The sequence below is a fragment of the Pseudomonas sp. TWI929 genome, assembly GCF_039673335.1.
Taxonomy (GTDB): domain Bacteria; phylum Pseudomonadota; class Gammaproteobacteria; order Pseudomonadales; family Pseudomonadaceae; genus Aquipseudomonas.
This window is the reverse complement of the sequence record NZ_JBDJLK010000012.1, coordinates 11,945-26,134: the sequence shown is the minus strand read 5'-3', so window position 1 is coordinate 26,134 and position 14,190 is coordinate 11,945. Positions and strand designations below refer to the sequence as shown.

At 63.1% G+C, this 14,190-nt stretch carries 14 protein-coding genes; 12 read left to right on the top strand and 2 right to left on the bottom strand.

The genetic code is table 11. The features are described from left to right. Positions 1–20 precede the first annotated feature (20 nt). The 3 genes from codA (at position 21) to ABE456_RS07895 (ending at position 4,149) form a co-directional block, all read left to right on the top strand. The gene (codA, locus tag ABE456_RS07905) at positions 21–1,265 is read left to right on the top strand and encodes a cytosine deaminase (protein WP_346643420.1); all 1,245 of its coding nucleotides are present in this window, start codon (positions 21–23) and stop codon (positions 1,263–1,265) included. A 231-nt stretch (positions 1,266–1,496) separates the two neighbouring features. Beyond that, positions 1,497–2,501: a DNA-binding protein gene (locus tag ABE456_RS07900; RefSeq protein WP_346643419.1), complete on the top strand. Its 1,005-nt coding sequence runs from the start codon at positions 1,497–1,499 to the stop codon at positions 2,499–2,501. 79 nt (positions 2,502–2,580) lie between these two features. Further along, positions 2,581–4,149 carry a sensor domain-containing diguanylate cyclase gene (locus ABE456_RS07895; protein WP_346643418.1) on the top strand — a complete coding sequence of 523 codons (1,569 nt, stop codon included), beginning with the start codon at positions 2,581–2,583 and terminating at the stop codon, positions 4,147–4,149. A gap of 85 nt (positions 4,150–4,234) precedes the next feature. Here the strand turns inward: ABE456_RS07895 and ABE456_RS07890 are convergent, their stop codons facing one another. After that, a complete protein-coding gene (locus tag ABE456_RS07890; protein WP_346643417.1) occupies positions 4,235–4,744 on the bottom strand; it encodes a GNAT family N-acetyltransferase in 510 nt (169 codons plus the stop codon). Positions 4,745–4,906: 162 nt separating this feature from the next. On the opposite strand from ABE456_RS07890, the gene ABE456_RS07885 reads away from it, so the two are divergent. Then, a complete protein-coding gene (locus ABE456_RS07885; protein WP_346643416.1) occupies positions 4,907–5,374 on the top strand; it encodes a sterol desaturase family protein in 468 nt (155 codons plus the stop codon). 81 nt (positions 5,375–5,455) lie between these two features. Here the strand turns inward: ABE456_RS07885 and ABE456_RS07880 are convergent, their stop codons facing one another. Next, a complete protein-coding gene (locus ABE456_RS07880; RefSeq protein ID WP_346643415.1) occupies positions 5,456–6,355 on the bottom strand; it encodes a bile acid:sodium symporter family protein in 900 nt (299 codons plus the stop codon). 184 nt (positions 6,356–6,539) lie between these two features. Between ABE456_RS07880 and ABE456_RS07875 the strand changes: the two genes are divergently transcribed. The 8 genes from ABE456_RS07875 to ABE456_RS07840 all read left to right on the top strand — a co-directional run bounded on the left by ABE456_RS07875 (position 6,540) and on the right by ABE456_RS07840 (position 14,121). Next, on the top strand, positions 6,540–7,403 hold the full coding sequence (locus ABE456_RS07875; RefSeq protein WP_346643414.1) for a Dyp-type peroxidase: 864 nt from the start codon (positions 6,540–6,542) through the stop codon (positions 7,401–7,403). A gap of 89 nt (positions 7,404–7,492) precedes the next feature. Then, positions 7,493–8,401 carry an aldo/keto reductase gene (locus tag ABE456_RS07870; protein WP_346643413.1) on the top strand — a complete coding sequence of 303 codons (909 nt, stop codon included), beginning with the start codon at positions 7,493–7,495 and terminating at the stop codon, positions 8,399–8,401. A 4-nt stretch (positions 8,402–8,405) separates the two neighbouring features. After that, complete coding sequence (locus ABE456_RS07865) at positions 8,406–9,689, top strand: MFS transporter (protein ID WP_346643412.1); 1,284 nt, start codon at positions 8,406–8,408, stop codon at positions 9,687–9,689. Between the two features lie 146 nt (positions 9,690–9,835). Next, on the top strand, positions 9,836–10,018 hold the full coding sequence (locus ABE456_RS07860; protein WP_346643411.1) for a KGG domain-containing protein: 183 nt from the start codon (positions 9,836–9,838) through the stop codon (positions 10,016–10,018). A gap of 61 nt (positions 10,019–10,079) precedes the next feature. Further along, on the top strand, positions 10,080–11,411 hold the full coding sequence (locus ABE456_RS07855; RefSeq protein WP_346643410.1) for an iron-containing redox enzyme family protein: 1,332 nt from the start codon (positions 10,080–10,082) through the stop codon (positions 11,409–11,411). Next, positions 11,411–12,364 carry a class I SAM-dependent methyltransferase gene (locus ABE456_RS07850; protein WP_346643409.1) on the top strand — a complete coding sequence of 318 codons (954 nt, stop codon included), beginning with the start codon at positions 11,411–11,413 and terminating at the stop codon, positions 12,362–12,364. The genes ABE456_RS07855 and ABE456_RS07850 overlap by 1 nt, the downstream gene beginning before the upstream one ends. Before the next feature lie 6 nt (positions 12,365–12,370). Further along, the gene (locus ABE456_RS07845) at positions 12,371–13,477 is read left to right on the top strand and encodes a carboxylate-amine ligase (protein WP_346643408.1); all 1,107 of its coding nucleotides are present in this window, start codon (positions 12,371–12,373) and stop codon (positions 13,475–13,477) included. 56 nt (positions 13,478–13,533) lie between these two features. After that, positions 13,534–14,121, top strand: coding sequence for a nucleosidase (locus ABE456_RS07840; RefSeq protein WP_346643407.1), 588 nt, complete (start codon positions 13,534–13,536; stop codon positions 14,119–14,121). The last annotated feature ends 69 nt before the right edge of the window (positions 14,122–14,190 follow it).

Below are 14,190 nucleotides of genomic sequence, written 5' to 3'. Positions count from 1 at the left end.
CCATGGCAAGGAGCAACAATATGCACATCCTCAACGCACGCCTGCGCGGCAAGCCTGGCTTGTTCCGCATCGAACTGAACGGCGAGCGCATCGCCGCCATCGTGCCGCAGGCCGAAGTGCTGGCGCCCGGTGCTGCCGACGACCTGGATGCCGGACAAAACCTGGTGGTAGCGCCTTTTGTCGAACCGCACATTCACCTGGACGCCACGCTGACCGCTGGTGAACCGAAGTGGAACATGAGCGGTACCCTGTTCGAAGGTATCGAGCGCTGGGCCGAGCGCAAGGAAATCACCACCCACGACGACATCAAGACCCGCGCGAAAAAAACCATCGGCATGTTGGTGGATCACGGTATCCAGCATGTGCGTACGCATGTCGATGTAACCGACCCGAAACTCACCGCGCTAAAGGCCATGGTCGAGGTACGTGACGAAGTGCGCGAACTGGTCGACCTGCAGATCGTTGCCTTCCCCCAGGAGGGTATCGAGTCTTACGCCAATGGCCGGGCGCTGATGACCGAAGCAGTGGCCATCGGCGCCGATGTGGTCGGCGGTATTCCGCATTTCGAGAACACCCGCGACCAGGGTGTGTCGTCGGTGAAGTTCCTGATGGACCTGGCCGAGCGTACCGGCTGCCTGGTGGACGTGCATTGCGACGAAACCGACGACCCGCAGTCGCGCTTCCTTGAAGTGCTGGCCGAAGAAGCCCGGGTACGCGGCATGGGGGCCCGAGTGACGGCCAGCCATACCGTGGCCATGGGCTCGTACGACAATGCCTACTGCTACAAGCTGTTTCGCCTGCTCAAGTTGTCGGGTATCAATTTTGTGTCGTGCCCAACCGAGAGCATTCACCTGCAAGGTCGCTTCGACAACTACCCGAAACGCCGCGGCGTTACCCGCGTGGCGGAGATCGATCGTGCCGGGATGAACGTATGCTTTGGCCAGGACTCGATCGTTGACCCGTGGTACCCACTGGGCAATGGCAACATCCTGCGCATTCTCGAAGCTGGCCTGCACATCTGCCACATGCTCGGCTATGAAGACCTGCAGCGTTGCCTGGACCTTATCACCGACAACAGCGCCCGCACCCTGAACCTGGGCGAGCGCTATGGCATCGAGGTGGGGCGGCCGGCGAACCTGTTGCTGCTGTCGGCGCCAGACGATTACGAGATGGTGCGCAGCCAGGGGCATGCACTGGTGTCGGTACGCAATGGCAAGGTGCTGATGCGCAGGACACCTGCCATGGTTGAGCGCATGATGCGCTGACGCCAACCCTCCATTCAGATCTACACAGCGCCCCGCCGGCCTTGAGCCAGCGGGGCGCTTTGCCGTGGGCGGTACGCATTGCTTTGCGGTTTTTCGACGCTTTCAGTCGATAAGGTGCGATAAGCCGTGATTATTTAACCTTAGGAAATGTTTGCAGCTGCCATTGGTTATCTCCATAATTGGTATGTAATTACATGTTACATAACACAGTACAAAATCGTAGGAGCAAGCATGGCCCGGGGCGGTATCAACAAGGTGGTAGTGCAACAGGCGCGTCAGGCGCTGATTGCCCGGGGTGAGAACCCCAGCATCGATGCCATACGTATCGAGCTGGGCAATACCGGCTCGAAGACCACGATTCACCGCTACCTGAAAGAACTGAACGGCCAGCAGCCTGTAGCGTCGGAAGGTGGCGCGGCGCTGAGTGATGTGCTGAGCCGCTTGGTAGGGCAACTGGCAACCCAGCTGCAGGACGAAGCCGACCTGAAGATCGAGCAAGCCGAAAGCACCTTCACCCAACAGCGCGAACAGCTGGAAGCGCAGCTGGCCATCGCCCAGCAGGCATTGGCCGCAGCGCACCAGCAGCACCAGATTGACGTGGCCGCATTGGCCGCCGAGTCGGAAAAGCTGCTTTCCACCCAAAGTACGCTGCAGGCCGAACAGCTGCGCAGTGCCAGCCTCAACCAGTCGCTGGGTGAGATGCAGGTGCGCCTGGCCGACAAGGACGAGCAAGTGCGTTCGCTGGAAGACAAGCACCGCCATGCCCGCGATGCCCTGGAGCATTACCGCAGCGCCAGCCGCGAACAGCGTGAGCAGGAACAACGCCGCCACGAAGCGCAGCTGCAACAGCTGCAGGTGGAAGTGCGCCAGCTGCAGCAAGGCATGATCGTCAAGCAGGATGAGCTGACCCGCCTGCACCGCGACAACGAGCGCTTGCTCGGTGAGCACCGCCAGGCCGCCAGCGAATGCCGGGCCCAGGACGAGTTGCTGGAACAGCGCGATGCGCAGATTCAGGGCTTGCGCACGATCCTGGCCCAGGCCCAGGGCGCCAGCGAAGAAATGCGCCGGCAGCTGGATGTACAGGCACAAAGCCTGGAGGCCAGGCGCGACTTGTGCGCCGATCAGGCTCGGCAGTTGCAGTGGCTTGAGGAGCAACTGGCGGAACGTGATGAAGCGTTGGCGCAGTGCAGGGCGCAGTCGCTTCCGGCGGAGAGTGAGGGTGCGGCAAAGGGTTAATCTTTTTCGCCGTGGGTTTTGCCCGCGCGACGCTGAACTATAGTGAAAGGCGGCGAATGCGGTATGGCTAGGGATTCCAATGTGCGCAGCCAGGAAACAGGATGACGACGGGCTCTTCGCGGTAACCAGCGAGGGCCGCGCCGTGGCGCTGTTCCGCCTGGTACTGGCGTTCATGCTGGTGGTGATGCTGGCCTTTGTGCTGGTAGAAGGCTGGCGCATCTGGCGCGACTACCGGCACGCCTACAGCAATGCTGAGAACATGGTCAGCAACCTGGCCCGAGCCACGGCGCAACATGCGGAAGACGCCATCCGCCAGGTCGACGCCATCACCGCGGCCTTGGCCGAGCGCCTGGAAGGCGACGGTTTCGACCACATCAACCGGCCGCGCCTGCATGCCTTGCTGGCCCTGCAGAAACACATCATGCCGCAGTTGCACGGTTTGTTCGTATATGGCCCGGATGGCAGCTGGATCGTCACCGATCAGGCGGCTATCCCGCCGAATGCCAACAATGCTGACCGCGACTATTTCATCTACCACCGCAACCATACCGATCGCGGTGTGCGTATAGGCTCGGTGGTGCGCAGCCGCTCGACCGGCGATTTGATCATCCCCATTTCCCGACGCCTGGAGTATGCCGATGGTGCCTTCGCCGGCGTGCTGCTAGGCACCATCAAGGTGGAATGGTTCGTGCGCTACTACGGCGACTTCAAGATCGACGAGCGCGGCGCGCTGGTACTGGCCAAGCGCGATGGCACCATTCTGGTAAGGCGGCCGTTCGTGGAGCAGGTGGTGGGCCGCAGCCTGGCGAACAGCGAAATTTTCCGCAACCACCTGCCGTATGCCCCGGAAGGGCTGGCCGAGGCTGTTGCAGTGGTGGATGGCACCCCTCGACTGTATGGCTACCGCGCGCTTTCGAGCTACCCGCTGGTGGTGGAAGCGGGCTTGTCGCGGGAGTCGATCATCGCCCCCTGGCGGCACGATGCGATCAAGTCAGTGGCCGTGTTGCTGCTGTTACTGGTTGGCCTGGCAGCGTTCGGTGGCGTGGTGCTGCGCCAGTTGCGCGAGCGCATTGTCATTGAGCGGGCGTTGCACCAGGCCCACCAGACGCTGAAGTCCCTGGCCCTGACCGACAGCCTGACCGGGCTGGGTAACCGTCGGCGGCTGGATGCGGTTTTCGAGCCAGAACTGCGCCGGGCGCGGCGCCAGGGCTACCCGCTGGCACTGGTGATGCTCGACCTGGATTACTTCAAGGCCTACAACGACCGCTACGGTCACCCGGCGGGCGACCAGTGCCTGCGGCGCTTTGCCGAGTTGCTGCAGCAGGCATTGAAACGGCCGGCGGATTTGGCTGTGCGATACGGCGGTGAGGAATTCACCTTGCTGCTACCTGACACCGACGCCTTTGGGGCAGAGGTACTGCTGCAGGAACTGCAGCAACTGTTGAGGCGACAGGTGTTTGAGCATGCGGGCAGCCCATTGGGGCGGGTGTCGTTCAGTGCCGGCATCGCCGTGGGCGACCTGGCGCGGGAGGGGGTGACTGCGCAGAGCCTGATCGCGGCGGCGGATGGGGCGTTGTACCAGGCCAAGCGGCAGGGGCGGGATGGCTATTGTGTGGCGGGAAGTGTGGTGGTGGACGTAGACCAGTAAACCTTGTGCCCCTATCGCCGGCAAGCCAGCCCTAACCTCGACCGCATCGGCTTGCCGGCGATGGGCTGCGCTGCAGCCTCGGAGTCTAGGAACCAACTCGATAGCGCATGGCACAACGCCCAATAAGGCCGTGAGCATGCTCGCTAGCCAGAATGCCCCGTAGTCGCTCACTCAACAGCCCTTTTTCGATCATTTCAAACCCATACCGCAGGTAGAAGGGCGCATTCCAGGGCACATCGACAAAAGTGGTCAACGTCAGCTCGCTGGCACCTCCCAGGCGCGCCTCATCGACCACCCGCTGCAACAACCGGCGCCCGACACCTTGCCCCTGGGCCTCATGGCGCACCGATATCTCGTGAAGGTGCAAAACCCGCCCCTCGAACCGGGCGCAGGCAAAGCCGACAATGCGCCCAGCTGAATCCTCGGCGACCCAGCTACCACCGGCGTCAATGAATGCCCTGTGCTGAGCGCAATCCATCACATCGCCTTGCGCCAGCCAGGCCAGTGCCGGCCAGCCGGCAAAAGCCTGTGCTGCCGAACGTTCGACGTCCGGCAGCCATTGAATATCGCGTTCAAGGGTAGCGCGAACAAGCATGAATCCTTCCTGTGGTTCTAGTCCGCCGCCAACACCTGCGGCTGTAATTGCCAGCGCACCTAGCTTACCCTTTTCTCGGCCTGCAGCCGGTCACGCCACATGGAAAAATAAACCGCTAGCCGGTACCCTAGCGCCTCCCTTTGCCATCACCCGGAACGTTCCATGCTGTTCAATTTCGCCGTGCTGTTCGGCACCCTGGTGGCCATGGAGGGCGTTGGCACGCTGGCTCACAAGTACATCATGCATGGCTGGGGCTGGTGGCTGCACCGCTCGCACCATGAGCCCCAACTGGGCATGCTCGAAACCAACGACGTGTACCTGGTGGCCCTGGGGCTGATCGCCACGGCGCTGGTGGCGCTGGGCAAAAGTGGTTATGCGCCATTGCAGTGGGTGGGCGGTGGCGTGGCCGGGTACGGGGCGCTGTATGTGGTGGCCCACGATGGGTTCTTTCACCGGCATTGGCCGCGCAAGCCACAGCCGGTCAACCGCTACCTCAAGCGTTTACACCGGGCGCACCGCTTGCATCATGCGGTGAAGGGGCGCACTGGGAGTGTGTCGTTCGGGTTTTTCTATGCACCGCCGTTGAAGGTTTTGAAGCAGCAGCTTCGGGGCAAGCGCAACCATTTCTGACAGCCTGAACGGGCCTCTTCGCGGGTAAACCCGCTCCCACAAGGGTAGCGGTAGCTGTGGGGTTTACCCGCGAAGAGGCGATCAGCCTTGATTCACTGTTTCACCCTCGGGCTGCGCCGCCACATGCCCCCGGCTAACCCACCAGCCAAACCCCGCCGCAGTAAAGAACATGATCAGGCTGTACAGCGCCGCGGGCACCGCCATGGTCGCGTTGTTCAGCAGCGAGGGGCTTAGCGCCAGGGCAATCGCCAATGTCCCGTTGTGGATACCGATCTCCATGCCAATGGCAATCGCCTGGCGCTTAGGGATGTTCAGCAGTCGCGGCACCCAGTAGCCCACAGCCAGGCTCAGCAGGTTGAACAGCAATGCAGCCAGGCCCACTACCGGCGCGTACTCGACCACGGTCTGCCAGTCCTTGGCCAGGGCCAGGACAATGGTGAAGGCCAGGAACAGCGCCGCCACCAGCTTCATCGGCTTTTCCATGCGTGCAGCGAATGCGGGTGCGAAATGGCGTATCAGCATGCCCAGCGCCACCGGCAGCAGGACAATGGCAAACACCTGCATGACCTTGGCGAACTGCAGCGGGATGGCCTGGTCCGAGGCCATGAACCAGCTCAGCGAAAGGTTGACCAAAAGCGGCATGGTCAGGATCGCGATCAGCGAGTTGACCGCCGTCAAGGTGATGTTCAAGGCCACATCACCATGGGCCAGGTGGCTGAACAGGTTGGCCGTGGTACCGCCCGGCGACGCGGCCAGCAGCATCAACCCCACTGCCAATGCCGATTCCAGGCCAAAACCGTTGGCAATCAGGAAGCACACCAGCGGCAGCAGCAGGATCTGGCAAGCCAGGCCCACCACCACTGGTTTTGGGTACTTCACCACACGCGCAAAGTCAGCCAGGGTCAGTGACAACCCGAGGCCGAGCATGATGATGCCCAGGGCCAGCGGCAAAAAGGCGGTAAGCAGGGGCGAGGCGGTCATGGGCGGTCTCTCGGGCGAAGGATCTGCAGGAGTGTAGGTCGGCCCGGACTGATAGCTAATTGCAAAGGGCCAGCTCTTGGTAACCGTTTGTTACCAAGCGCAGCGGCTGGCGAGGCTGCATGCTGCGTTGCAGTGGGCCTGCAGGCGCAGTAGCATTCCCGTTTTAACCGAGGATTAGCCTGTCATGCCGTTCCAGCAAGGTCTGCTTGCCACCCCGGTGCCGGCCCACGCCCGTCACCTGTTCTTCACCCTGCAGTCGCCCGAGGCGTTGCCTGCCGCCCTGGATGCCTTGCTGCCACAGGTCGATGGCGAACAGCTGATCCTGGGCGTCGGCGCCCCGCTGGCCAAGGCCCTGGGCCGTGAAGTGCCAGGCCTGCGCGCGTTCCCGCAACTGGATGCCGCGGTGGAAAACCCGAGCACCCAGCACGCCCTGTGGCTGTGGCTGCGTGGCAACGAACGTGGCGACCTGCTGCTACGTGCCCAGTCGCTGGAGCAGGCGCTAGCACCCGCCCTGCGCCTGGCCGACAGCGTGGATGGCTTCCTGCACCGTGGCGGCCATGACCTGACGGGCTACGAAGACGGCACCGAAAACCCCGTGGACGCAGACGCCGTGCAAGCCGCCATTGCTGCCGACGGTTCCAGCTTTGCTGCCTTCCAGCTGTGGAAGCACGACCTGGAGTACTTCAAGTCGCTGCCCCAGGCTGACCAGGACAACATCATCGGCCGCCGCCTGAGCGACAACGAAGAACTCGACGACGCCCCCGAGTCTGCGCACGTCAAGCGTACCGCCCAGGAAAGCTTCGAACCCGAAGCGTTCATCGTTCGTCGTTCGGTGGCTTGGGCCGACCAGCGCGGCGCCGGCCTGGCCTTCGTCGCCCTGGGCCACAGCTTTGATGCGTTCGAAGTACAGCTGCGGCGCATGAGCGGCCTCGAAGACGGCATCATCGACGGCCTGTACCGCTTCAGCCGGCCACTGACCGGCGGCTACTACTGGTGCCCCCCAATGGGCGAAACGGGTGTCGACCTGAGCCAACTGCTGCAGGCCTGATCACTAAACATCCAGATACAGAAACACCCGCAGGCAAGGGGTAGAGCGGCTAGCCTTGAAAGTTTCCGATTCATGACGGGAGCTTTTCCATGTATGCACGTCGTGATGTCCTACGCGCAGGTGCCACTTTGGGCTTGCTGGCCGCAAGCCCTTGGTTGCACGCCGCCGCCCCGGCGGGTTTGCTGACCCGTAAAGTGCCGTCCACCGGTGAAGCCTTGCCGGTGATCGGCGCCGGTACCTCTGGCAGTTTCGAGGTAGAAGCCGGTTCAGCCCAGTACCAGCAGCTGAAAGCGGTGCTCAAGGCGTTTTTCGAAAGTGGCGCCCGGGTTATCGATACTTCGCCCAACTACGGCGGCGCCGACAGCATTCTCGGCCAGTTGCTGGAGGAGGGTGGCTGGCACCGGCAGTGCTTCATTGCTACCAAGATAGCCGCCGACAGCCGGGCCGACGCCGAATCGCAATGGGCCGGCAGCCTCAAGAGCTTGCGCACCGACAAGGTCGACTTGCTGCAGATCCACAACCTGCGCGACTGGCAGACCCAGCTGCCCTATGCCCGCGAGTTGAAGCAGCAGGGCAAGACGCGTTATGTCGGTATCACTCACTACCTCAACAGTGGCCAGGACGAAGTCGCCCGCATCGTGCGCAGCGAGGCGCTGGACTTCATCCAGATCAACTACTCGGTCAACGCCCCCGATGCCGCCCGTGAACTGCTGCCACTGTGCCAGGACAAAGGCGTCGCGGTACTGATCAACCGGGCCTTCGACGATGGCCGCCTGTTCGCCAGGGTCAAGGACCAGGCCTTGCCCGGCTGGGCCGCAGAAGCAGGCATCAGCAGTTGGGCGCAACTGTTTCTCAAATTTGCCATCAGCCACCCGGCGGTGACCACAGTCATCCCCGCGACCGGTAAGCCTGAACGCCAGCTCGACCAGCTCAAGGCCGGGCATGAACCGATGCTCACTCAGGCGCAGCAACAGGCGCTGATCAAGCAGTTTGCCTGACACCATGCAAGCCTGGCGACGGCGCCTGGACCAAGGGCTGAACATCCAGCCTGGCGAAGGCCCGGCGGTGGTCGCCGGCTTGCTATTGTTCTACCTGCTGTTCACCGGCTACTTCATGCTGCGCCCGGTGCGTGAAACCATGGGTGTCGCCGGTGGCATAGACAACCTGCAATGGCTGTTCACCGGTACCTTCATCGTCACCCTGGCGTGCCTGCCGCTGTTCGGCTGGCTGGCGTCTAGGGTGCAGCGCAGGCATATCCTGCCGTGGACCTACGGCTTCTTTGCCAGCAACCTGTTGCTGTTCGCCGTGCTGTTTGCACGTAACCCAGACGATTTGTGGACTGCCCGAGCCTTCTACATCTGGCTTTCAGTGTTCAACCTGCTGACCATCTCCCTGGCCTGGAGCGTGCTCGCCGACCTGTTTTCCACTGCGCAGGGCAAGCGCCTGTTTGGTTTGCTGGCCGCCGGGGCCAGCCTGGGCGGGCTCAGTGGCCCTATCCTCGGCACCTTGCTGGTGGCGCCGCTGGGTCATGCCGGGTTGCTGGTACTGGCGGGGGCATTTCTACTGGGCAGTATCGGCGCGACCCTGTACCTGCAACGCTGGCGAACGCGCCACCCATTGCCGGCGCAACCCGAACGCGTGGGCTCCCGACCATTGGGCGGCAACCCGTTTGCCGGGGCCACCGCCGTACTGCGCTCGCCGTACCTGCTGGGCATCGCCCTGTTTGTGGTGCTACTGGCCAGCGTCAGCACCTTCCTGTACTTCGAGCAGGCGCGCATCGTCAGTGAAACCTTCACCGACCGCACCCGGCAAACCCAGGTTTTCGGCCTGATCGATACGGTGGTGCAAGCCTTGGCCATCCTCACCCAGGTGTTCCTTACTGGCCGCCTGGCCCGCCGGCTGGGCGTGGGGGTGTTGCTGGTGGCGGTGCCGCTGGTGATGGCCGCAGGCTTCCTGTGGCTGGCACTGGCACCGGTGTTTGCCGTATTCGTGGTCGTGATGGTGGTGCGCCGGGCCGGTGAGTACGCGCTGGTGCGGCCCGGGCGCGAGATGCTGTTTACCGTGCTGCCCGCCGAGGACAAGTACAAGGCCAAGAACTTCATTGATACCGTGGTCTACCGTGGCGGCGATGCCTTGAGCGGCTGGGTCAAGCGCGCGCTGGACGTGATGGGCGAGCACCCGCAGCTGGCGATGTTGATCGGTGCGCTGATCGCCCTTGGCTGGGCAGCAACCGGTGGTTGGCTAGGCCGCCGCCAGGCCCGTCTGGATAACCCGCCGCACGACTGACAGGCGCACCAAATATGGCTTCGCCGCTTATTTAACGCCACCGGTCCGAACCCTTGGCAATAAAACGAATCCCCCGATATCGCCGAACTCCGAACTTGTGTACGGCAGCGTGCCGTGCACCCCGAAGTCATATGAGGTTTGAGACCATGGCCAACAAAGAGAACAGCCGTACCGGCAATCAACAAGGCAGCCAGGGTGGCAACAAGAACCCAGGCAACTTCGCCAATGATCGTGAGAAGGCTTCCGAAGCCGGACGCAAGGGCGGCCAGTCCTCGGGCAGCAACATGCCGCACGATCGCGAGTCGGGCCGCAAAGGTGGCCGCTCGTAATTGACCGACAGGCAGTGCCGGGGTGACCTGGCACTGCAATCAGCGAAAAGGGGAGCACGGCATGACGGTGATGAACTGCAACACCGATGCAATTGCGCCCGTGGCTGCCGAAAGTAGCAGCCTTCAACAACGCTACCAGGCGCTGCTGGCAGGCCAGGATGAAACCAGTGGCCTATGGCTCGAAGAGCAACTGGCACGTGCCGCGAACTTGCCAGATGACCTGCCCGACACACCGTCCACCTTGCCGGCCTGGAGTGCAACCCTTGCCGCCAGTGTCGCTGCCGCCTACGCCGAATACCTGAAGCAACGCCGCCAAGGCGCACCGCGCCGATTCTTTGCCAACCGCGCCCATGCGCTGTGGTTTCTGCAACAGGTCGCACCGACCAAAGCCGTGGACGGTGCTTGGCTGCACGGCACCCTGCGGCACTGGCGCGACCCGCGCTATCATGGGCTGATTCGCACCTACCTGGAAGAACTGGGCAACGGCGACCCGCGTTGCAACCACGTGCTGATCTACCAACGCTTGCTGGGCCGCCTGGGCTGCATGGAGGCCATGCCGCTGGACGACACGCGCTACCTGCAAGGCACTCTGCAACTGGCGCTGGGGCAACATTGCGACGCTTTTCTGCCTGAGGTCATTGGCTACAACTTGGGTTATGAGCAACCACCCTTGCATCTGCTGATCACCACTTACGAGCTGGCCGAACTGGGTATAGACGGCCAGTACTTCCAGTTGCATGTGACCATCGACAACGCCGCCAGCGGCCACGCGCAGCTGTCGCTGCAGGCGCTGCGCCAGCTGAGCCCCGAGCATGACAAGCAAGCGTTCTATGCCAGGGTACGCTGCGGCTATCGCCTGAATAACCTGGGTATCGCTGCACCTGACCTGATACACCAGTTCGACCTGCAAGCCGAGCTGTTCGCTGCCCTTGAGCGCAAGCGGGTGTACGGCCAGTTCATGCATGCTGACCATTGTCGCCTGCAACAGCGCACCATTAATCAGTGGCTGGCCGCACCCGGCGCCATGCCCGCGTTCGTTGCCGCATTGCAGGCTCAAGGTTGGGTCCGCCGCGGCCAGGACCCGGCACAGAGCCGCTGGTGGACGCTGATCGAAGGGCCGGCCGCAGCGATGTTCGGCGTGTTCAACAGCTATGAGAAACAACTGTGGCATGACTGGATCGCCGACACCTGGCAACCCGTCGTCCGCCGAGTAGCCCCAGGTAGCTGGGGGTTGCCTGAATCGGGCGCTGAAACCCCCGCCAGCATGGCGACCGAACCACCTGCGACGCTGATCGAGCGCATGGCCGGTAACCGCCATGCCACGCCAGACGGCCTGTTGGCCACACGCGCCTATAGGCGTACAACCGGCCTGCTTCACGAGGAACCGCGCTGATGATGCTTGCTCCCCCACAAGTCGAGGGCGACCAGGCGCTATTGCAACTGGGCCAGCGCCTGCGCGCTGATGGCTACCGTTTTACCTGTGTGACTCCGGCCACCCATTCCCGGGTCAACGGGCGCGAGGGCACCGCGCAAGCCAGAACCCTGCGCGACGTGTTCGGCTGGAGCCGGCCCTTCGCCCCAGGGCTGCTGTCGGCAGACGAGCTGCAGTTGCTCGAACGCGCCCAAGTACTGGTGCCGCACGGCGAACTGCTGGCCAGTACGGTACGCTGGTCCAGCGTGGATGAACTGCTGCTGGTGCATTCGGCGTTTCCTACTGACGCCAGCGATGCCGTATTCTTCGGCCCAGACAGCTACCGCTTTGCCCAGGTTATCCAGGACCACCTGCAACATAACCCCACGCAGGTCGAGCATGCGGTGGATATTGGCTGCGGCAGTGGTGTGGGCGCCTTGCTGATTGCCCGCGCCGCCCGGCACGCGCAGGTCAGCGCCGTGGATATCAACCCCATGGCGCTGCGCTACACCGCGATCAATGCCGCCCTCGCGGGGGTGAGCAACCTGTCGGTCGAACCCAGTGACTTGCTGGGCGGCATCACCGGCACGTTCGACCTGATCGTCGCCAACCCACCTTACATGCTCGACCGCAGTGCCCGCACCTATCGCCATGGCGGCGGTGCCTTGGGCGCCGAGGTATCGCTGCGCATTGTCGAACAGGCTTGCGAACGCCTGAGTCGGCACGGCACCTTGTTGCTGTATACCGGCGTGGCGATCGTCGAAGGCCGTGATGCCTTGCTCGAAACCATCCGCCTGCGCCTGGCAGGCCCAGAATGGTCGTGGGTGTATCGCGAGATCGACCCGGACGTGTTTGGCGAGCAACTGGGCGAACCCGGCTACGAGCAGGTGGAACGCATCGCCGCCGTGGCGCTCACCGTCACCCGCAACCGCTGAGGTAGCATGGCCCAGCCCTGTACGTTCGGCATCGAGGAAGAATACCTGCTGGTCAGGCTTGGCTCGGGGCAAGTGCCGGCTACACCGCCGCCAGCGGTGATCAAGCGCTGTCGCGAGGCGCTGGGCCAGTACTTTGCCCAGGAGATGTTCCGCAGCCAGATCGAGCTGGCGTCGCCAGTGTTCAGCAACCTGTATGAAGCACGCGAGTTTTTCCAGTACAGCCGGCAGCGGCTGCGCATGGCGCTGGCCGAGGAGGGCATGGGCTTGTACGGCGCGGCCAGCCACCCCAGCGCCGCCTGGCTGCGGCAGAAGCCCGCAGCCCCGGCGCATTACCAGCAACTGTTCGATGACTACCGGCATGTAGCGCGCCGCAGCCTGCTCAACGGCCTGCATGTGCACGTTGGCGTGCCGCCAGCGTGCGATCGCATGCAACTGATCAACCGCCTGCTGGGTTGGCTGCCTTTGCTATTGGTGCTGAGTACCTCATCGCCCCTGTGGGCCGGCCAGCGCACCGGCTACATGAGCTACCGCCGGGTGATTTGCGGCGAGTGGCCGCACATGGGCTTGCCCGAACCCTTGCCGGACTGGCCGGCCTATGAACACTACCGCGCGTTGTTACAGCGGACCGGTTCCTTGGCTGCGGCTGGCGACTTCTGGTGGGCGCTCCGCCCTTCGCGGCGCTTCCCTACAGTGGAGTTGCGCATCTGCGATGGCTGCCCGCAACTGGAAGATGCCCTGTGCATCGCTGCGCTGTTTCGCCATCTGGTGGAGCACAGCATTACCTACAGCCATGAGCCGCCGCCCTGCAGCCGCGAGCTGCGCTGGGTCGCCCAGGAAAACTACTGGCGCGCCATGCGCCATGGGCGCCACGGCAAGTTTATTGGTATGCACGAGCAGCAGCCGGTCACGGCGAAAGGCTGGCTGGCGCAGATGCAGGAACAGATACCGCTCGACAGTACAGACGCCGAACGCGCCTACAAGCATGCCCAGCACCTGCTGCATGACGGCACTCATGCTGACCAGCAACTGCGCTGCCTGGCTCAAGCCAGCGCTGCCGGGCTGAGCAAGGCGCAAGCACTACAGGCCGTGGTGGCCGCCGGGGCTTGCAATTAGCCCGAGTTGGCCGACAATGGCCGCGCCCCTTGCAGCCATTCGGAAACACCTGCTCCATGATGCTGATCAAGCAATTCCCCGAAATTTCCCTGGATGACACGCTGTTCGTCTTCGCTCTTGAAGCAGAGGCGGGCGAGGTATTCGGCGAGGTGAACACCGTGTTCACCGGCATTGGCAAGGTCAATGCGGCTATCGCCCTGACCAAAGCCATCGCAACTCACAGGCCCAAACTTATCGTCAACCTTGGCTCGGCGGGCAGCCAGCGCCATGGCAAGGGCGAGGTGGTGTGCTGTAACCGCTTCGTGCAACGCGACATGGACGTGACCCCTCTGGGCTTTTCCCGCTTTGAGACGCCGTTGTCGGATATCCCGGTAATACTGGAGCATGGCGCGGCCATCCCTGGCCTGGCCCTGGAAACCTGTGGCAGCGGCGACAGCTTCGAGATCAACCACGGCGACGCGCCGTATGACGTGGTTGATATGGAAGCCTATGTACTGGCGTTGATCGCACGCGGCGAAGGCATTCCGTTCGTGTGCCTGAAATACATTTCCGATGATGCCGGCAGCGATGCGGCGGGGGATTGGGCGGTGCAGGTGCATTTGGCGGCCGAGGCGTTCAAGCAGGTGCTGTTCAGCGAGCTGTGACCGCTGGTCAGTGTTTGCGGCTGCCGCAGGGCAGGGCACCTAAACATTCGCCGCCTGCCGCAGTCAGCA